Below are 18,076 nucleotides of genomic sequence, written 5' to 3'. Positions count from 1 at the left end.
ATGGCGATACAATGCGAGCGTGGGCACCGACGATCTGACGCACGCCGCGGCGCTGTTCCGGGCGATGGGGCACCCCATCCGCCTCGGCATGCTCGAGCGCCTGCGCCGGGAGGGCGAGATCTGCGCCTGCGACTTCACCGATCACTTCGGCGTCAGCCAGCCGACGATCTCCGGGCACCTGCGCACGCTCCGGGACGCGGGTCTCGTGCGCACCCGCCGCGATGGCACCCAGATCTGCTACTCGTTGGCCCCGGACGGGTTGGAAGTCGTCCGCCGGATGTCTGACGCGCTCTGCACGGCCGAATAGCCTGATCCGCCCTGCGGTACCGTGGCCGAAAGCCCGGGAGGACGGCCCGCATGCACTTGGCCGACATGGCCGACCTGACTCGCCACGACGCCGCTGACGGTGTCGAGCAGCAGATCGTCGCGGCCCTCATCGACGTCGACGGACAGGTCCTGCTGGTGCGCCGGTGCGCGGAGGACTCCCGCGGCGGGGAGTGGGAGTTCCCCGGCGGCAAGGTCGATCCCGGTGAAGACCTGACCACCGCGCTGCACCGCGAGGTCCGCGAGGAGACCGGCCTCCGGGTCAAGGAGATCACCGGGTACCTGGGTGCCTTCGACTACACGACCAAGAAGGGTCGCTTCAACCGCCAGCACACCTGGTCGGTCCTGGTCGAACCGGTGGTCGAAGTGAGCCTGACCGAGCACGACGCCTACGCCTGGGTGGCGAAGCCCGACGAGTTCCCGCTCGGCCCCGAACTCGCCGAAATCCTCGAGAAGTACCTCGGCTCCGAGCTCTGACCCCTTCGCCGCGCCGGTTCTGCGCGGCGGTCGGTTCGGCGGCGATTTCGCGCGAGAACGTCTCCTCGTCCGCGTGCGGAACGCCGATTCCGCGCGAAATCGCCACCAGCCCGGCCGGGGCGGCATGCCGACGAGTCGTGTTGGCCGCGCGGCAGCGAGCGCGGGTCAGGTGGGCGTCCTCGGCCTGTCAGAGCGGGTGCGGGACCGAGTTGAGGCGAAAGTGTGACGCGGCACACCCTGTTGCGGGTGGCCGACTTCTGGGAATGATTGGGGTACCAAAGGTTTGACTTCCGAGTAATTACCGGCCGGTACGGCGGAAGGTGCGTTGCGAGATGACCAACGAGCTGGAGCACTTCATCGGCGGCAAGCGCGTCGCGGGGACCTCGGGTTCCTTCGGCGACGTGTTCGATCCCAACACCGGGCAGGTGCAGGCCCGGGTGCCGCTGGCGTCGGAGGCGGAGGTCGTGGCGGCGGTCGACAACGCCGCCGAGGCGCAGCCGGCCTGGGCCGCGCTCAACCCGCAGAAGCGGGCGCGGGTGCTGATGCGCTTCCTGCAGCTGGTCAACGAGGAGATGGACTCGCTGGCCCGGCTGCTGGCCGCCGAGCACGGCAAGACCGTCGCCGACGCCAAGGGCGACATCCAGCGCGGGCTGGAGGTCGTCGAGTTCGCCGTCGGCATCCCGCACCTGCTCAAGGGCGAGTACAGCGAGAGCGCGGGCACCGGCATCGACGTGTACTCGATGCGGCAGCCGCTGGGCGTGGTCGCGGGCATCACGCCGTTCAACTTCCCGGCGATGATCCCGCTGTGGAAGGCCGCACCGGCCATCGCCTGCGGCAACGCCTTCGTGCTCAAGCCCTCCGAGCGGGACCCCTCGGTGCCGCTGCGGCTGGCCGAGCTGTTCGTCGAGGCCGGGCTGCCGCCGGGCATCTTCAACGTGGTCAACGGCGACAAGACCGCGGTCGACGCGATCCTGACCGAGCCGCGCGTGCAGGCCGTCGGGTTCGTCGGCTCGTCGGCGATCGCCGAGTACATCTACACCACCGCCGCGGCCCACGGGAAGCGCGCGCAGTGCTTCGGCGGCGCCAAGAACCACCTGATCGTGATGCCCGATGCCGATCTCGACCAGGCCGTCGACGCGCTGATCGGCGCCGGCTACGGCTCGGCGGGGGAGCGCTGCATGGCCATCTCGGTGGCCGTGCCGGTCGGCGAGGCCACCGCGAACGCGCTGGTGGAGAAGCTGGTCGAGCGGGTCGGCGAGCTCAAGATCGGCACCAGCTTCGACGCCGACGCCGACTTCGGCCCGCTGGTCACCGGGCAGGCCCGGCAGCGGGTGCTGGACCTGATCGGGGCGGGCGTCGAGGAGGGCGCTCAGCTGCTGGTCGACGGTCGCGACTTCGCACTCGCCGGGCACGAGGACGGGTTCTTCCTCGGCGCTTCGCTGTTCGACCACGTCACCCCGGAGATGCGGATCTACCGCGAGGAGATCTTCGGCCCGGTGCTGTCGGTGGTGCGCGCCGCCGACTACGACGAGGCGCTGCGGCTGCCCAGCGAGCACGAGTACGGCAACGGCGTGGCGATCTTCACCCGCGACGGGGACGCGGCCCGCGAGTTCGTCTCCCGGGTCAACACCGGCATGGTCGGCGTGAACGTGCCGATCCCGGTGCCGATCGCCTACCACACCTTCGGCGGCTGGAAGCGCTCCGGATTCGGCGACCTGAACCAGCACGGCCCGGACTCGATCCGCTTCTACACCAAGACCAAGACGGTCACCTCGCGCTGGCCCTCCGGACTGAAGGAAGGCGCCAGCTTCACCATCCCGACCATGCACTGAACCCGGGCGGCGGCGCCGGAGGGCCGGTGCCGCCGCGCAGGAACCGGTGGTTTCGCGCCGAGACCGCCGAATGCGAAGGAGTGGACGTGTCCGTTGCAGCGGTTGCCGGCCCGGCGTCGGCGTTCGAGCTCACCGACGACCAGCGCGCGATCCGCGATGCCGCGCGGGAGTTCGCCGCCGAACAGCTCGCGCCGCACGCGGTGGAGTGGGATCAGGCCAAGCACTTCCCGGTCGAGACGCTGCGGCTGGCCGGGCAGCTCGGCATGGGCGGGATCTACGTCGACGAATCGGTCGGCGGCAGCGGCCTCAGCCGGTTCGACTCGGCGCTGATCTTCGAGGCGCTGGCCGGCGGTGATCCGTCGATCGCCGCCTACATCTCCATCCACAACATGTGCGCGGGCATGATCGACCGCTTCGGCACCGACGCGCAGCGCGCCCGCTGGTTGCCGCAGCTGTGCTCGATGGAGCGCCTGGCGAGCTACTGCCTCACCGAGCCGGGAGCCGGTTCGGACGCCGCCGCGCTGCAGACGCGTGCGGTCCGCGACGGCGACGACTACCTGCTCACCGGCGTCAAGCAGTTCATCTCCGGTGGCGGCAGCTCGGACGTCTACGTGGTGATGGCCCGCACCGGCGAGCAGGGCGCGAAGGGCATCTCGACCTTCGTCGTCGAAGCCGGTGCGCCGGGGCTGTCGTTCGGGGCGAACGAGAAGAAGATGGGCTGGAACGCCCAGCCCACCAGGCAGGTGATCTTCGACGGTGTCCGGGTGCCCGCCGACCAGCGGCTCGGCGAGGAGGGCATCGGCTTCCGGATCGCGATGACCGGGCTGGACGGCGGACGGCTCAGCATCGGCGCGTGCTCGCTGGGCGGAGCGCAGGCCGCGCTGGACAAGAGCCTCGGCTACGTGCGGGAGCGCACCGCCTTCGGCGTCAAGCTCAGCGAGTTCGAGGCGCTGCAGTTCAAGCTGGCCGACATGGCCACCGAGCTGGAGGCCGCCCGGTTGCTGCTGTGGCGGGCGGCGTCGGCGCTGGACGCCAAGGAACCCGCGGCGACCCGGCTGTGCGCGATGGCCAAGCGGCTGGCCACCGACACGGGTTTCGCGGTGGCCAACGAAGCACTTCAGATCCACGGTGGTTACGGCTACCTTGCCGAGTACGGCCTGGAGAAGATCGTCCGCGACCTGCGGGTGCATCAGATCCTGGAAGGCACCAACGAGATCATGCGCCTGATCGTCTCCCGGGGCCTGCTGGCGGAGTGACGCCGCAGCACGGGAACGACCGGCGCACCGGCGCGGACTGGGAGGTCCCGCAGTGCTTTTCGCAACTTCAATTGAAATCGGACGTCTGATTTCAATTGAAATTGCGATGGGGCGCGTCGGGCAGGTTCGCGCGCACGAGGAGACACAGGAGTCGCAACATGACGGAGCCCGAGGTCCTGGTTCGCGAACAGGGTTCGCTCGGACGGATCACGCTCAACCGGCCCAAGGCGCTCAACTCGCTGACCTTGGACATGGTGCGGGCGATGACCGAGGCCATCGAGCAGTGGCGCAACGCCGAGCACATCGCGGCGGTCCTGATCGACGGGGCGGGCGAGCGCGGGTTGTGCGCAGGCGGTGACGTGCGGGCGCTGCACGACGCGGCGAAGGCCGGTGACGAGTCGCTGCCCACCGCGTTCTGGACCGAGGAATACCGGCTCAACTCGGCGCTGGCGGGCTATCCGAAGCCGGTCGTCGGGATCATGGACGGCATCTGCATGGGCGGCGGCGTCGGCATCTCCGCGCACGGCTCGCACCGGGTGGTCACCGAGCGCTCCAAGGTCGGCATGCCGGAGGTCGGCATCGGTTTCATCCCGGACGTCGGCGGCACCTACCTGCTCTCCCGCACGCCCGGCGAGCTCGGCACGCACCTGGCGCTGACCGGTACCCCGATCGGCGGCGCGGACGCGGTGCACTGCGGCATCGCCGACTACTTCGTGGACAGCGCCACCCTGCCTGAGCTCATCGACGCGCTGGCCGGCGGCCAGGTCGACGAGGTGCTGCGCAAGTTCGCCGCGCCCACCCCGGACGCGCCGCTGGCCGAGCACCGGGAGTGGATCGACGCGGCCTACTCGGCCGACAGTGTCGAGGAGGTCCTGGAGCGGCTGCGGGAGCGGCCGGAAGCCGCGGCCCGCGAGGCCGCCGAGGCGATCGGGCAGAAGTCGCCGACCTCGCTCAAGGTCACGCTCAAGGCGCTGCGCAGCGGTTACACCTCGCTGGAGGAGGCGCTCACGCAGGAGTACCGGCTGGCCATGGCCTGCGTGCGGATCGGCGACTTCGTCGAGGGCGTGCGGGCGACCCTGGTCGACAAGGACCGCAATCCGCGGTGGACGCCCGCCACCCTGTCCGAAGTGGACGATGCGCGGGTGGCGGAGTTCTTCGCCCCGGCCGCCGACGAGCCGAAGCTGTTCGGCTGACCCCGAATTTCCAGCGCAGAAAGGTTGTGACAATGGCTGTCATCGGTTTCATCGGGCTGGGCCACATGGGCGGTCCGATGTCGGCGAACCTGGTCAAGGCCGGGCACACCGTGCAGGGCTACGACCTGATCCCGGCTGCGCTGGAGGTCGCCACCCGCCACGGCGTGACCACCGTGGCGTCGGTGGCCGACGCGGTGGCGGGTGCCGATGCGGTGATCACCATGCTGCCCAGCGGCAAGCACGTGCTGGAGTGCTACGACGAGGTGCTGGCCGCGGCCGAGCCCGGTGCGCTGCTGATCGATTCGTCCACCGTGGACGTGGCGGACGCGCGGGCGGCGCACGAGCGGGCGGTGGCGGCCGGGTTCGGTTCGGTCGACGCCCCGGTCTCCGGCGGCACCGCCGGTGCCGAGGCGGGCACGCTGACGTTCATGGTCGGCGGTTCCGAGGACGACTTCCACCGCGCCGAACCGCTGCTGGAACCGATGGCGCGCAAGGTGATCCACTGCGGCGGGCCGGGCAACGGCCAGGTCACCAAGATGTGCAACAACCTCATCCTCGGGGCCTCGATGGTCGCGGTGAGCGAAGCGTTCGTGCTCGGCGAGCGGCTCGGGCTCTCGCACCAGGCGCTCTACGACGTGGCCTCGATCTCCACCGGCCAGTGCTGGGCGCTGACCACGAACTGCCCGGTGCCGGACTTGGTGGAGACCAGCCGCGCCAACCACGACTACGAGCCCGGCTTCGCCGCCGCGCTGATGCTCAAGGACCTCCGGCTGGCCACCTCCGCGGCCGAGCAGAGCGGCACCGACATCGCGATCGGCCGGCTGGCCACCGAGCTCTACCGGCGGTTCAACGAGGAGGGCGGCGGCGACCAGGACTTCGCCGCGATCATCAAGTCGGTCCGGGAGCACTCCGGTAGTTGAGTTGGGGTCCGTGAGTGGTTCGGGGTGCCATAGCGCCCGAACCACTCACGGACCCACCTGCCCAACGGGACTCGCCCGCCTCACCCGCTCACGACGTCAGCAGCGTCAGCTCGCTGACGCCCATCGCGTCCGGGGACGGCATGAACTTCAGCGGTGCCGTCGGGTCCGTGCGCAGCGCCGGGAAGCGGTCCAGCAGCAGGTTCAGCGCGACGCGGCCCTCCAGCCTGGCCAGCGGTGCGCCGAGGCAGAAGTGGATGCCCCGGCCGAATCCCAGGTGCGGGTTCGGGTCGCGGGTGATGTCGAAGGTCATCGGGTCGGCCCACTGGCGCTCGTCCCGGTTCGCCGCCGCGAGCTGCACCGTGACGATCTGCTTCTCCGGGATCCGCCGGCCGCCGATCTCCACCTCGGTGGTGGTCGCCCGGTAGAGCGCGGTGAACGGGGTCATGAAGCGCACCGACTCCTCGATCGCGCCGGGCAGCAGCGCGCGGTCGGCTCGCACCCGCGCCAGCTGGTCCGGGTGCGCGTCCAGGCAGAGCACGGTGTTGCCCAGCAGCATCGTGGTGGTGACGTGCCCGGCGAGCAGCAGCAGGCTCGCGAAGTTGGCCAGCTGGGCGTCCGTGAGGCCCTTGCCGTCGACCTCCGCCTCGACCAGCTTGGTCAGCAGGTCCGCCCTGGGCTTGCGCCGCCGCTCGGCGGCGTGCGCCAGCAGGTACTCGCCCATCTCCGCCGCGGGCTGCTCCTTCCCCGCCACGTCGGCTTCCTGCGCAGCCAGGTCGTCCTCGTTCAGCGAGAACTCGGACTGGTTGGCGAACAGCCCGTCCGCCCACTTCTTGAACAGCTCCTGGTCGCTCGCGGGAACGCCCAGAAGCTCGGCTATGACGATCACGGGCAGCGGATAGGCGAGGCCGGTGACCAGGTCGAACCGGTCCTGCTCGGCGAGCGCGTCGAGCAGTTCGCCGGTGACCTCCGCGATCCGCGGTTCGAGATCGGCCACCACCTTCCGCGTGAACGCGTGGCTGACCAGGGTGCGCAGCTCGCGGTGGTCCGGCGGGTCCATCTGGATCAGGTTGCCGTCGGTGATCGCCGGGTCGACCTCCATCGGCATCAGCGGCAGGAGGTTCGAGGAGAACCGCTCCGGGTCGCCGATGACCTGGACCGCCTCCTGGTAGCCGGAGACGGCCCACAGCTGCCTCGCCTCGTCGAAGCGCACCGGTTGCGCGGGCTGCTCCCCGTGCATCCAGAAGTGCTTCTGGTCGATGCCCCACCGTTCGGCGAGCGTCGTCGTCATGGGATTTCCCCTCTGCTGGGCGGAAGTTCGGAGCGGGGCCGGACCCCTCTCCGGCCCCGCATGGCATAAGAATGGCACCACTTTGGTGCCAGATCAAGCCATGATGGCGCGAGTTGGCTCGGGTCGGACATTTCGTGCGGAGTGCCGCTCGTCCCGATCGGGCGGGGTGCCGCAGCGGCCCGCCGGGCCGGGCGTACCCTGGCGCCTTGTGTTGGAGTGGCTTGTCGAGTGGTACGACGGCGTCGAGCTGTGGCTCGTGCAGCTGCCCTACCCGCTGCAGGTGGCACTGGTCTTCGCCGTGCTGCTGCCGCTGTGCTGGGGCCTGGCTCGCGTGATCGACCGTGGCATCGACGGTTTGGGCGCGAAGCTCACCCGCGTTCGCGACGCCGAGCCCCCGGTCGGCCGCCGCGACGGCAAATCCGCCCGGGGCCGGAAGGAGACGGCGTGACCTCGCGCAGGCGCATCTCGACCGCGCTGATCGGGCTCATCGCCCTGGTCGTCATCGGGTGGTTCGTCCGCGACTACGCCGTCACCGACGCCCCGCCGGCTGGCAGCCAGCCCGCCGCGGCGGTTCCCGGCGCCGAATCCGGCCTGCCGATCCAGGAGCTGTCCGCGCTACCGCCGGAAGCCGGCCAGACCTGGAAGCTGATCCAGAGCGGCGGGCCGTTCCCGTACCCGCACAAGGACGGCACGGTCTTCGGCAACCGGGAGGGCGTCCTGCCCGACGAGAAGGCGGGCTACTACCACGAGTACACCGTGCCGACGCCGGGTTCCCGAGATCGAGGAGCCCGACGGCTGGTCACCGGCGACCGTTCTGAGCTTTACTACACCAGCGATCACTACGAGTCTTTCGTGGTTGTCGACATCACGGGTTGAGTGCGATGTTTGCGACTAAATGGGCCAGCAGGGTGCGGAAGGAGCAGCCGGTGAGCGAGGTGGAAATGCCCTCCGCCGACATCACGGCGCGCGAGGCCGCGCGAGAAGCCGAGGAGCGCGGGGCGACCGCGCACGTCCTCGACGGTTCGGACCTGACCAGCAAGCGCACCACGCTGGAAGGCATCGCGGCGGTGCTGAACTTCCCGGAGTGGACCGGCCGCAACCTCGACGCCCTCTACGACTGCCTGACCGACCTGTCCTGGCTGTCCGAGGGCGAGCACGTGCTGATCTGGTCGGGCGCCCAGACCCTGGCCGCGCACGACCCGAAGGCCTTCGGCCGGATCAAGGCGGTTCTGCGCGACGCGGCGGAGCACCCGATCTGCGGCCGGACCTTCACCTCGGTGCTCACCGAGCGCTGATCGCTCGATCGGGAAAACCCGCCCGTCGCAATACTGGCTGCTGTGCAGAACAGGAGGCAGTATGAGTGTCGTGAGCAGTTGGACGGACGAGCACGAGCCGATGACCGTCGACGACCTGAAGCAGCTACCCGACGACGGGCGCCGCTACGAGCTGGTCGACGGGAGGCTTGACGTGTCTCCTTCGCCAGTATTCAGGCATTCGGACACCGAGAGCCGATTGCACCTGCACCTCGGCAACAATGCGCCGAAGGGGTACAAGGTCCTGCAAGGTGCGGGTTACAACTTCAACGGGAATCGGCGACACCACCGCATTCCCGACCTCTCCGTGATCCACTCTGACGCAGCGGAATTTCCGTACTTGACACGACCTCCGCTGCTCGCCATCGAAGTCGTGTCACCGGAGAGCGTTCTTCGTGACCACCACACGAAGCATCGCGAGTACGCCGAGTTCGGCATCCAGGCTTACTGGATCGTGACGCCTGCGCCAGATGAGCCGGGAATCATCGAGTTTCGACTCAGTGACGGTGCCTTCCGCAACGTGCAGCAGGTGATCGGAGAAGACACCTTCACCACCGACTTCCCGTTCCCGATCAGGATCGTTCCGCATTGGTTGCTCTGCGATGACGATGATTGGCGGGATCGGATCGGTGGCGAAGGCGACTGAGTCTTCAGGTCACCTCAGGGCGTCTGGGACCCAGGAGGGCTTGCGCTTCTCGGCGAAGGCCCGCATGCCTTCCTGTCCTTCTTCGCCCGCGAAGTACTCGGCCGAGAGCTCCAGCATCTGGTCGAACGCCTCGGTCATCGCCGCCGGGCGCTGGGCGGTCAGCATCTCCTTGGTCGCGGCGAGGGCCTTCGGGGCGCCGAGGGCGAGCATGTCCGCGTAGCGCTTGACCTCCGCGTCGAGGCCGTCGGCGGGCACCGCGGAGTTGATCAGGCCGATGTCGGCGGCGCGGCGGGCGTCGAAGGTCTCGCCGGTGAGGAACAGCTCGTGCGCCTGGCGGGTGGTCAGCCGGGGCAGCACGGTCACCGAGATCACCGCGGGCACCACGCCGATGCGCACCTCGGAGAACGCGAAGGTGGCGGTGTCCACCGAGACGGCGATGTCGCAGGCCGCGATGATGCCCACCCCACCGGCGCGGGCCGGTCCGGCGAGCTTGGCCACGATCGGCTTCGGGCTGGTCCAGATCTGCTGCAGGATCGCCGGGAACTCCTGCACGCCCTGGTTCTCGGCGTCGGCCGAGCGCGATTCCTTGAGGTCCATCCCGGCGCAGAACACCGGCCCGGTGTGGTCCAGGACGATCACGCGCACCGCGTCGTCGGCGATCGCGGTCGTCAGGTGCTCCCGCAGCTCCCGGCGCAGCTGGGTGGAAAGGGCGTTGCGGTTGTGCGGCGAGTCCAGGGTGATCGTGGCGACGCCGTCGGCCACCGCGAGGTGCACGAGTTCATCCATGACAGGCACGTTAACCGCGCTAACCACACACCGGCCAGTGATCCACGTCGCACCGGTTTCCCTGTCTTCCAGGCTCGTCTTGCGTGACGGTGCGGGTAGCGGAACCTCAGGGGTTCCCTGGACTGCGGGTGCCCAGCCTTATGTATGACCAATACACGGCGGCTGGGCCGTCCTCGCCAGGAAACCCCTGAGAACCCGCGGCGGTGCGAGTTGCGGAGGTGGGTTATGCGCCTACGGCGCATGCGGCCGCTCCTCGGCCTGGGGGCGTTGATCGTCGCGCTGCGGACATCGACCAAGACGACGAGGATCCACGTCGCACTGGTCAGGTCGGCGGGTAGCGGTCGGCCCAGGCGGGCGGGCGGGGGCCGAACTCCAGGACCGCGTCGTGGGCGAGGCGTTCGATCACCTCGTGCAGCTCCAGCTCCGCCGTCCAGCGCTCCGGGATGCGCCGGGCCCCGGCCACCGCGCCCACCAGGCTTCCGCAGACCGCTCCGGTGGTCGCGCTGTTGCCCGAGTGGTTCACCGCCACCGGCAGCGCGGCGTCGAAGTCCCCGTCGCTGATCAGCGCCGCGTACAGACCGATGGCCAGGGATTCCGCCGCCGTCGAGCCGGTTCCGAGGCTGCGCTCCAGGTCCTCCGGCGGCACCCGGCCCTCGCGCGCCAGGCGGACCGCGGTGCCGATCCGGCGCGTGACCTCGTCGTGCCCGGAGTGCGGGGCGAGCTGGCCCAGCACGTCGTCCACCGCGGCCGCCAGCGGTTCGCCGGCGAGCAGCCGCGACACCAGGAAGGCCAGCGCGCCCGCGCTGAGGCGGGCCGTCGGGTGGCCGTGGGTCAGCGCCGCGGTGCGCATGCCGACGTCGAACACCTCGGCCGGATCGCTGCTCCACAGCGCCGCAGGCACCGCGCGCATGATCGCGCTGCTGCCCGCCGAGTCGCTGGCCGGCTGTTCCGGGGTGCCCATCGGCTGCTGGCCCTTGGCGAAGGCGATCAGCGTGCGCATCATCGTCCGGCCCGGGTTGCGGGTCTGGAACAGCGCGCGCTGCTTGACCAGCCAGCCGTCCGGTTCGGGCGTGCCGCGCAGGAATTCGCCCGCCGCGCGCGGCCAGCTCAGGTGCTGGGTGTGCAGCCAGCGCTGGTAGGCGTGCTGGATGTGCCGGGTCGGGTCGGTGGTGCCGGTGGCCCGGCGGCTGATGTTGGCCCGGATCGTGCCTTCCAGCGAGAACAGCAGCAGCTGGGTGTCGCTGCCGAGGCGGCCGGAGGGGTGCCCGGCGGGGACGTAGCCGGTCAGGCCCTCCGCGCCGTGCCGGGACCGGATCTCGTCCCAGTTGTCCGCGGCCACCGGGATGCCGAGGGCTTCGCCGACCGCGCAGCCCAGCACCGCGCCCAGGAACCGGTCGCGGGACGCGGCCAGCCGGGGCACCGCGGTCAGCCCGGTGCGGTAGTCCGTTGTGGACGGTGCGGGCTCGGCGGTGTCGGTGGTCGGGTAGCGGAACTCCCAGCCGTCGGACTCGTCCGGGTAGGGCCCGAACTCCGTCGCCGCATCACCGGCGATCCGCTCGACCAGCGAGGTGATAGGCAGCTCGTCGAGCAGTTCCGCGGGGATCGCGGTCGGGCCGTGCAGCGCACCGAGCAGCTGCCCGCACAGCATCGCGGAGCTGGCGGTGTCGCCGCTGTGATCGCTCGCCGAGCGGACGGCCGCGGCGAAGTCGTCCTCGCAGGCCAGGGCCACGCGCATCGCGATGGCCAGGGCGGCCAGTCCGCTGCGGCCGGACTGCATGGCGTCCAGGTTCGCCGGGCCCGGGTGGGAGCCTGCCGGGCTGACGAGCCCGAGGCGCAACGCGTGCGAGAGGGTGGTGCGGGCCGACTGCCACCCTGAAATCCCTTGCCGCAGCGAGGTTTCCAACGAGTTGCCGCGCAGCAGCCACAGCATCGCGGTGGCGAGGACGCTGGCCGGGCTGTGCCCCTTGACGTGTCCGTGGGTGAGCGCGGCGAGGTCGCCGCCCAGCGCGAAGACGGTGCCCGGATCGCCCGACCACAGCGCTGCGAGCGCGCCCAGCGGCACGGCGGTGGCCGAGTCCGAGCTGTTGATGGGCTGCTTCCGCGATCCGGGAGCGTGCCCGGCGGCGACGCGCGCCAGCGCGGTGAGCATCGTCGGTTCGTCGGTGCGCGGGGAGTGGAGCAGCCGTTCCCGGACCAGCCAGCCGTTCGGGTGCGCGATGTCGGTCCCGCAGTCCTGCCACGGGACACCTCGGGTGTGCATCCAGCGGCGCAGACCGCTGAGCGCGAAGCCGAGCGGTTCGCCGTCGCCGGACGCGCGCGCCTGCGTGTGCGCGCGGATCAGTCCTTCCAGCGCGAAGAGCAGCGCACCTGTGCGGTGCCCGACCTCGCCGAGGGCGACGAACTCGCCCACCGCGCCGCCCAGCAGCATGCCGAGCACGCGGCCGGGGGCTTCGGGCAGCGGGCCGTCGCGGTCGGCCAGCCCGGTGGCTGGAACCGGTGGTGACTCGTCGCCGAGCCGGTGCTGCAGGGCCGCCGCCCACAGCGGCCGGGTGGCGGGCCGTTCCCGCCACTGCCGCCAGGTCTCCAGCAGCCGCTGCTCCACCGGGTCGCGGTGCCGCTCACCGGCGCGCGCCGCGCGCCAGGCGGCCAGCAGTGCTCGTTCCGAGTCGTCCAACCGGGATTCGTCCACGCGGGCTATCCGAGGTAGCGCTGCGCCCAGTCGGGCACCGGCTGGTCGGTGAAGATCTCGGTGCGGGCCCGCTGCTCGTCGGTGATCAGCTGGGTGAGGACCTCCCGCAGTTCGAGCTCCTCGAACCAGTCGGCGGGGATCTGCTCGGTGCCGCGGGCGGCGCCGAGCAGGCTGCCGCAGATGGCCGCGCTGGCCGCGGTGTTGCCGGAGTGGGTGGCTGCCAGCGAGACCGCGTCGGCGAAGGAGTTCGGGTGCGCCAGCGCCGAGGCGACGGCGATCGCCAGCGCCTCCGGTGCGTGCCAGCCCAGGCCCAGCTCCTCGAAGCGGGTCGGCGAGACCGGCCCGCTGCCGACGATCTCGATCGCCGAGCGCAGTCCCTGCGTGATGCTCTCCGCGACCTCCATCTGGTCGAGCTCGGCGAGCACCGAGTGCACCGCGTCGATCAGGGTCTGCCCGTTGTTCAGCGAGCACACCAGCCCGGCCAGCGCACCGGCGGACAGGTAGCCGTCCGGGTGGCCGTGGGTGACCGCGGCGATCTCCGCGCCGTGGATGATCGCGTCCTGCGGCGAGGTGAACTCGAAGCCGACCGCGGCGCCGCGCACCGCGGCTGCGGCGGTGCGCGCCGAGTTCGGCGGGTTGCTCGGCGTCGGGACCTCGCGGCGGTCGGAGGAGCGGGCCAGCGCGGTCAGCGTCGCCTCGTCCGGGAACCGCTGCGCGTGCAGGACCTCGGTCTCGGCGAGCACGCCGAGCTGGAAGACGCCGCTGCGCAGCTTCACGCCCTGCGTGTGCATCCAGTGCAGCAGGGTTCCGCGCACCATCGACGGCCAGTGCGCGCTGACCCCGCGCAGCACCGAGCGGATGCGGCTGCGGATGAGGCCTTCCAGGACGAACGCGGTCTGCTGGCCGTGCGCGGTCGCCGCCGCCCGGGTGCCGAACGCCTCGGCCATGGTCCGGACGCCTTCCGGGTTCTCGCGCAGGATCGTGCTCAGGTCGGCGAACATCCACGGCGCGCCGAGCGCGTCGCCGACCGCGGTGCCCAGCACGCAGCCCGCCACCCGCTCGTCGCGGCCGAGCTGGACCTGGGTCTCGGCGACCAGCTCGGGCTCTTCGCCGATCTCGGTGGCCTCGCCGATCAGCTGCGCCGCGCGTTCCGGGCCGAAGGCCTCGACGAGCAGCTTGTGCAGGTCCTGGGTGAGATCCGCGGAGGTGCCGTCCTCGTTGTCGCGGAACTTCCGCCAGGCCATGAGCAGCCGCAGCTCCTCGTCGGAGAGCCCGTCGTCGGCGTCGTCGACCGGTTCGGCCGCGGGCGGTTCCGGGACCGGGTCAGGCGCAGGTTCGGGCGCGGGCTCGGGCTCGGCGGGGGTGGGCTGCTCGGCGACGGCCTCGGGCTGGGGTTCGGCGACCACGTGCTCCTCGACGGCTGCGGGAGCCGGAACTCCGGCGGGTGCCGGTGCCGCGACGGCCGGTGCCGCGACGGCCGGTTCGGCGGGTGCCGGTTCGGCGACAACGCGTTCGGCGACGACTGGTTGGACGGGCGCCGGTTCCGCGACGACCGGTTCGGCAGGTGCCGGTTCGGTGACGACCGGTTCGGCGCTCCCGATCGGGTAGCGGTCCAGCCAGTCGGCATCGCGCGGCGGGTTCGGGCCGAACTCGCGGATCGCGTCGGTGGCCAGCTGCTCGATGACCTCGCGCAGCTCCAGCTTGTCCCGCCAGGTCTGCGGGATCGCCTCCGCGGTGAGCGCGGCGCCCATGATGTTGCCGCAGATCGCTGCGGTGGAGTCGCTGTCGCCGGAGTGGTTGGCGGCCAGCACGACCGCATCGGCGAACGACTGCGGGTGGGCCAGCGCCGCGCACACCGCGATCGCCAACGCCTGCTCGCCGAACCAGCCGTCGCCGAGGGCCTCCTGGAGCTGCTCCGGGCTCGGGTCGCCCTCGGCGAGCTCGACGGCCGCGCGCAGCGCCGCCGACGTCTCCTCGTGACCGTCCCAAGTGGACAGCTGGGTGAGCGCGCCGTCCACCGCTTCGGGCAGCGAGCGGCCGTCCAGCAGCTGCTGGACGATCACCGCCAGCGCACCGGCGGGCAGGTAGCCGCTCGGGTTGCCGTGCGTGAGCACCGCGGTCATCGCCCCGACCTGGAACACCTCGGTGGGATCGGACGACCACAGCGCGGCCGGGGCCGCCCGCATCACGCCGCCGCAGCCCTTGGAGTCGTTGAGCCGGTTGCTGAACGAGCCCTGCGGTTTGCCGTTGGCGTAGCCGTGCAGCGCCTGTATGCACGTGGTGCCCGGCGCGCGGCGGACGAACAGGCCCTTCTGCCGGATCAGCCAGCCGTCCGGCGGCGTGGTGGCCAGCGGGCCGCCGGCCTCCTTCCAGTCGAAGCCCTGGGTGTGCAGCCAGCGCTGGTAGGCGTGCTGGACCTGGGTGGCCGGTTCGTTCTCGCCGAACAGCCGTCGCCGGATGCTCGCCCGGATCAGGCCTTCCAGGGTGAACAGCGTCATCTGGGTCTCGTCGCTGACCGAACCGCCGGGGCGGTGCGCGTCGACGAAGTCGGTCAGCCCGCCCGAGCCGTACTTGCGGCGGATGTCCTGCAGCGAGTCGTCCTCGATCGGGTAGCCGAGGGCGTCGCCTGCGGCGCCGCCGAGCAGGAAGCCGAAGATCCGCTGCGCGTGCAACTCCGCTGGGTCGACGGCCGGAGCGTCCTGCTCGGGGCTCGGCTCGTCGGCGATCTCCGGCTCCGGGGCCTCCTCGGCGACCGGATCAGCAGCGGGTTCTTCTTCGGCGACCGGCTCGGGTTCCTCTTCGGCGACCGGGTCCGCCGGAGGTTCTTCGGCGACTGCGGGTTCTTCGGTGGCCGGGGCTTCTTCGGCGGCCGGAGCAGCCGCGATGCCCTCGGCGGCCGCCGCCAGCTGTTCCTCGCTGATCGACGTGGTCACCTCGTCGACCGGGGACTCCTCGGCAGCGGCGACCGGTTCTTCCGGCTCGGCGACCGGAGCGGCGGGCTTCTCCGAGGCCAGCGGCAGCGCCGAGGCGAACTCAAGGTCGGAGACGTCCTTGGCCGCCGGGTAGCGCGCCGTCCAGGCGTCGCCGCTCGGCGGCGTCGGGCCGAACTCCAGCAGCGCGTCCTTGGCGAGGGTCTCGGCGATCTCGCGCTGCTTGAGGTCGCGCAGCCACACGCCGGGCAGCGCGGGCGCGCCGTAGCGGGCGCCGACGATGTTGCCGCAGATCGCGCCTGTGGAGTCGCTGTCGCCGGAGTGGTTGACCGCCACCATCAGCGCGGCGGCGATGCTGTCGGTGCTCAGCGCCGCGCAGACCGCGATCGCCAGCGCCTCGTGCCCGGCCCAGCCGCCGCCGAGCGTGTCCTTGAGCTGCTCGGGGCTCGGTTTTCCCTGCTTGGCGAGGTCTTCGGCGGCCTGCAGCGCGCGGTCGGTGTCCTCGTGGTCGGCGTACTGGACCAGCAGCTCGCGGGCGTGCCGCACCGCGTCCTCCAGCGTCGCCTCGCGCAGCAGCTGGTGGACGATCACCGCGAGCACGCCGGCGGGCAGGTAGCCGTTGGGCTGCGAGTAGGTCAGCGCCGCGGTCGCGGCGGCGAGCTCGAAGACCTGCTTCGGGTCCTCGGCCCACAGCGCCACCGGGGCGGCGCGCACCACGCCGCCGCAGTCGGGCGAGTCGTTGATCGGCCGCTCGAAGGTGCCGGGCGCGCCGACCGAGGCGAACTCGCGCAGCGCGGTGATGCAGCTGCTGTTCGGCGAGCGCACCGCGAACAGCTCGTGCTGCTCGACCAGCCAGCCGTTCGGTTTGGGGTGGCTGATGGCGAACGGCCCGGCCGCCCGCATCCACGCGTAGCCCTGGGTGTGCAACCAGCGCTGGTAGGCCAGCTGGATCGCCGACAGCGGGCTGCTGGCCCCGGCCCGGACCGCGATGTGGCCGCGGATCAGGCCTTCCAGGGTGAACAGCGCCATCTGGGTGTCGTCGGTGAACTCGCCGGGCTGGTCACCGGTGCGGTCGTACTCGGTGACGCCCATCGCGCCGAAGCGGCTGCGGATCTGGTCCACCGGGTAGAACTCCACCGGTGCGCCCAGCGCGTCCCCGATCGCCCCGGCCAGCACCGATCCGATGAAGCGGCGGCCGAACTCCGTCTCGGTCGGGTCGATCGCCGTCGGCGCGGGCGGCTCCACCGGCGCGGCGGCTGCCCCGGGCGGCACCGGCGTGCCGGTGGGCGGGGACGGCGGCGCGATCACCGGGGTGCCGGTCGCGGGCGAGGGCACCGGGGCGCTGCCGGGCTTCGGCGGCACCGCGGCGGCGGCCTTGACCAGGTCCTCGGCGGGCAGCCGGGCCTTGACCGGGCTGGTCGGGTTCACCTGGATGTCGATGCCCGCCGGGTTGTGCCCGGCCAGCTGGCGGCCGGTCATCCGCTGCCAGCTCGTCCAGTTGGGCGGCAGGAAGTTCTCGGAGGTGAACACCTGCAGCTGCCTGCGCCCGGACTCGTGCTCCATCGTGAACAGGCCGGTGCCCTGCGGCTGGGCGAACAGGATCAGCTCGGCGTCGAGCATCGCGGTCAGCAGCGCGTGGCCCTGCGCGTAGCCGGTGGTGGTCAGCTGGAGGGCGCGTTCGACGTCGTTGGTCGGCGCGGGCAGCCGCAGCGCGACCGGCGACGGTCGGTAGTTCGGGTTGGGGGAGAAGTCGTCGGTGATCTCGCCCTGCTCGTCGACCCGGTAGCCGCCGATGAAGCCCCACGGCGGCACCTCGGCGTTCGGATCGGTGAAGATCGGGTCGACCACGTACAACCAGGTGTTGGGCTGCTTGGTGGCCTGTTCCCGCATCGCGGGCGTGATGACCGGTCGATTCGGCTGCTGCGTCGTGTTCATCTCGCGCTGTTGTCCCCGACTCCTCATCCAGCCTTGCATTGATCGCCCCCACACCACGGCGGTCACTCGATAGCGCGGGTCTGGCGGATCCGACGGACACAGGGAGCGGCCGGTTCCCCGTCCAGACACTGATATCAAACTCTCTCATGACCACATGGGGTGAAGTTTAGTGTTCGGAAGAACAACTCACCGTTAACGGGTGATCAGCCCTTTTTGCCCGACTCGCGGGTTCAGGAGGGCAGCACGGCGGCCATCAGGCAACCGAGGCAGGGCATGCCGGCGGGCTCCTCCAGGGATTCGGCCTCGCCGGGGTGGATGTCGAACCCGCAGTAGGCGCGCAGCACCTCGGGCACGACGCCTTCCGCGGGCAGCGGGAAGAAGTGGCAGCACATGTCCCGCTCGCCGCGGGCGAACTCGGGGCGCACTCGCGCGATCAGGTGCGGTTGCGGGATCACGCGGCGCTCGCGGGAGGCTGCGAAGACGGGTC

Annotated in this window: 15 protein-coding genes; 10 read left to right on the top strand and 5 right to left on the bottom strand. The window is 71.2% G+C overall.

Annotated elements, in window-relative coordinates:
- The first annotated feature begins 19 nt into the window (after positions 1-19).
- The 6 genes from ATL45_RS05190 (at position 20) to mmsB (ending at position 6,002) form a co-directional block, all read left to right on the top strand.
- Positions 20-307, top strand: a complete 288-nt coding sequence (locus ATL45_RS05190; protein ID WP_246025176.1) for an ArsR/SmtB family transcription factor — start codon at positions 20-22, stop codon at positions 305-307.
- Between the two features lie 50 nt (positions 308-357).
- Positions 358-801 (top strand): NUDIX hydrolase, encoded by a 444-nt coding sequence (locus tag ATL45_RS05185; protein WP_093152207.1) that lies wholly within the window; start codon positions 358-360, stop codon positions 799-801.
- A gap of 332 nt (positions 802-1,133) precedes the next feature.
- On the top strand, positions 1,134-2,633 hold the full coding sequence (locus ATL45_RS05180) for a CoA-acylating methylmalonate-semialdehyde dehydrogenase (RefSeq protein ID WP_093152204.1): 1,500 nt from the start codon (positions 1,134-1,136) through the stop codon (positions 2,631-2,633).
- Positions 2,634-2,719: 86 nt separating this feature from the next.
- On the top strand, positions 2,720-3,889 hold the full coding sequence (locus ATL45_RS05175; protein ID WP_093152576.1) for an isobutyryl-CoA dehydrogenase: 1,170 nt from the start codon (positions 2,720-2,722) through the stop codon (positions 3,887-3,889).
- A 158-nt stretch (positions 3,890-4,047) separates the two neighbouring features.
- Complete coding sequence (locus tag ATL45_RS05170; protein ID WP_093152201.1) at positions 4,048-5,082, top strand: enoyl-CoA hydratase/isomerase family protein; 1,035 nt, start codon at positions 4,048-4,050, stop codon at positions 5,080-5,082.
- Between the two features lie 32 nt (positions 5,083-5,114).
- Entirely contained in the window at positions 5,115-6,002 is an 888-nt protein-coding gene (mmsB, locus tag ATL45_RS05165; protein ID WP_093152198.1) for a 3-hydroxyisobutyrate dehydrogenase, read from the top strand.
- Between the two features lie 88 nt (positions 6,003-6,090).
- Here mmsB and ATL45_RS05160 read toward each other — a convergent pair whose 3' ends face one another.
- The gene (locus tag ATL45_RS05160) at positions 6,091-7,290 is read right to left on the bottom strand and encodes a cytochrome P450 (RefSeq protein WP_093152195.1); all 1,200 of its coding nucleotides are present in this window, start codon (positions 7,288-7,290) and stop codon (positions 6,091-6,093) included.
- 208 nt (positions 7,291-7,498) lie between these two features.
- Here ATL45_RS05160 and ATL45_RS05155 point away from each other — a divergent pair, with 208 nt between their 5' ends.
- From ATL45_RS05155 to ATL45_RS05140, 4 genes are all read left to right on the top strand, one after another.
- Positions 7,499-7,738 carry a hypothetical protein gene (locus ATL45_RS05155; RefSeq protein WP_093152192.1) on the top strand — a complete coding sequence of 80 codons (240 nt, stop codon included), beginning with the start codon at positions 7,499-7,501 and terminating at the stop codon, positions 7,736-7,738.
- Positions 7,735-8,166 carry a guanyl-specific ribonuclease gene (locus ATL45_RS05150; protein ID WP_093152190.1) on the top strand — a complete coding sequence of 144 codons (432 nt, stop codon included), beginning with the start codon at positions 7,735-7,737 and terminating at the stop codon, positions 8,164-8,166. The genes ATL45_RS05155 and ATL45_RS05150 overlap by 4 nt, the downstream gene beginning before the upstream one ends.
- Positions 8,167-8,216: 50 nt before the next feature.
- Positions 8,217-8,585: a barstar family protein gene (locus ATL45_RS05145; RefSeq protein WP_235863484.1), complete on the top strand. Its 369-nt coding sequence runs from the start codon at positions 8,217-8,219 to the stop codon at positions 8,583-8,585.
- A 70-nt stretch (positions 8,586-8,655) separates the two neighbouring features.
- Positions 8,656-9,249, top strand: coding sequence for a Uma2 family endonuclease (locus tag ATL45_RS05140; RefSeq protein WP_246025175.1), 594 nt, complete (start codon positions 8,656-8,658; stop codon positions 9,247-9,249).
- A gap of 9 nt (positions 9,250-9,258) precedes the next feature.
- On the opposite strand, the gene ATL45_RS05135 is transcribed toward ATL45_RS05140, so the two are convergent.
- The 4 genes from ATL45_RS05135 to ATL45_RS05120 all read right to left on the bottom strand — a co-directional run bounded on the left by ATL45_RS05135 (position 9,259) and on the right by ATL45_RS05120 (position 18,044).
- Positions 9,259-10,035, bottom strand: a complete 777-nt coding sequence (locus ATL45_RS05135; RefSeq protein WP_093152182.1) for an enoyl-CoA hydratase-related protein — start codon at positions 10,033-10,035, stop codon at positions 9,259-9,261.
- 322 nt (positions 10,036-10,357) lie between these two features.
- The gene (locus ATL45_RS05130; RefSeq protein ID WP_093152180.1) at positions 10,358-12,724 is read right to left on the bottom strand and encodes an ADP-ribosylglycohydrolase family protein; all 2,367 of its coding nucleotides are present in this window, start codon (positions 12,722-12,724) and stop codon (positions 10,358-10,360) included.
- Positions 12,725-12,729: 5 nt separating this feature from the next.
- A complete protein-coding gene (locus tag ATL45_RS05125) occupies positions 12,730-17,589 on the bottom strand; it encodes a type VII secretion system-associated protein (RefSeq protein ID WP_093152177.1) in 4,860 nt (1,619 codons plus the stop codon).
- Between the two features lie 230 nt (positions 17,590-17,819).
- The gene (locus ATL45_RS05120) at positions 17,820-18,044 is read right to left on the bottom strand and encodes a hypothetical protein (RefSeq protein WP_093152175.1); all 225 of its coding nucleotides are present in this window, start codon (positions 18,042-18,044) and stop codon (positions 17,820-17,822) included.
- Positions 18,045-18,076: the final 32 nt, after the last annotated feature.

This window comes from Saccharopolyspora antimicrobica (genome assembly GCF_003635025.1).
Classification (GTDB): Bacteria; Actinomycetota; Actinomycetes; order Mycobacteriales; family Pseudonocardiaceae; genus Saccharopolyspora; species Saccharopolyspora antimicrobica.
This window is presented reverse-complemented; position numbering and strand designations above follow the sequence as displayed.

Excerpts from the sequence above, each read along its gene's own strand:
- ATL45_RS05160 (WP_093152195.1), bottom strand. The coding sequence starts at position 7,290 with ATGACGACGACGCTCGCCGAACGGTGGGGCATCGACCAGAAGCACTTC.
- ATL45_RS05170 (WP_093152201.1), top strand. The coding sequence starts at position 4,048 with ATGACGGAGCCCGAGGTCCTGGTTCGCGAACAGGGTTCGCTCGGACGG.
- ATL45_RS05185 (WP_093152207.1), top strand. The coding sequence starts at position 358 with ATGCACTTGGCCGACATGGCCGACCTGACTCGCCACGACGCCGCTGAC.
- ATL45_RS05180 (WP_093152204.1), top strand. The coding sequence starts at position 1,134 with ATGACCAACGAGCTGGAGCACTTCATCGGCGGCAAGCGCGTCGCGGGG.
- ATL45_RS05135 (WP_093152182.1), bottom strand. The coding sequence starts at position 10,035 with ATGGATGAACTCGTGCACCTCGCGGTGGCCGACGGCGTCGCCACGATC.
- mmsB (WP_093152198.1), top strand. The coding sequence starts at position 5,115 with ATGGCTGTCATCGGTTTCATCGGGCTGGGCCACATGGGCGGTCCGATG.
- ATL45_RS05125 (WP_093152177.1), bottom strand. The coding sequence starts at position 17,589 with ATGAACACGACGCAGCAGCCGAATCGACCGGTCATCACGCCCGCGATG.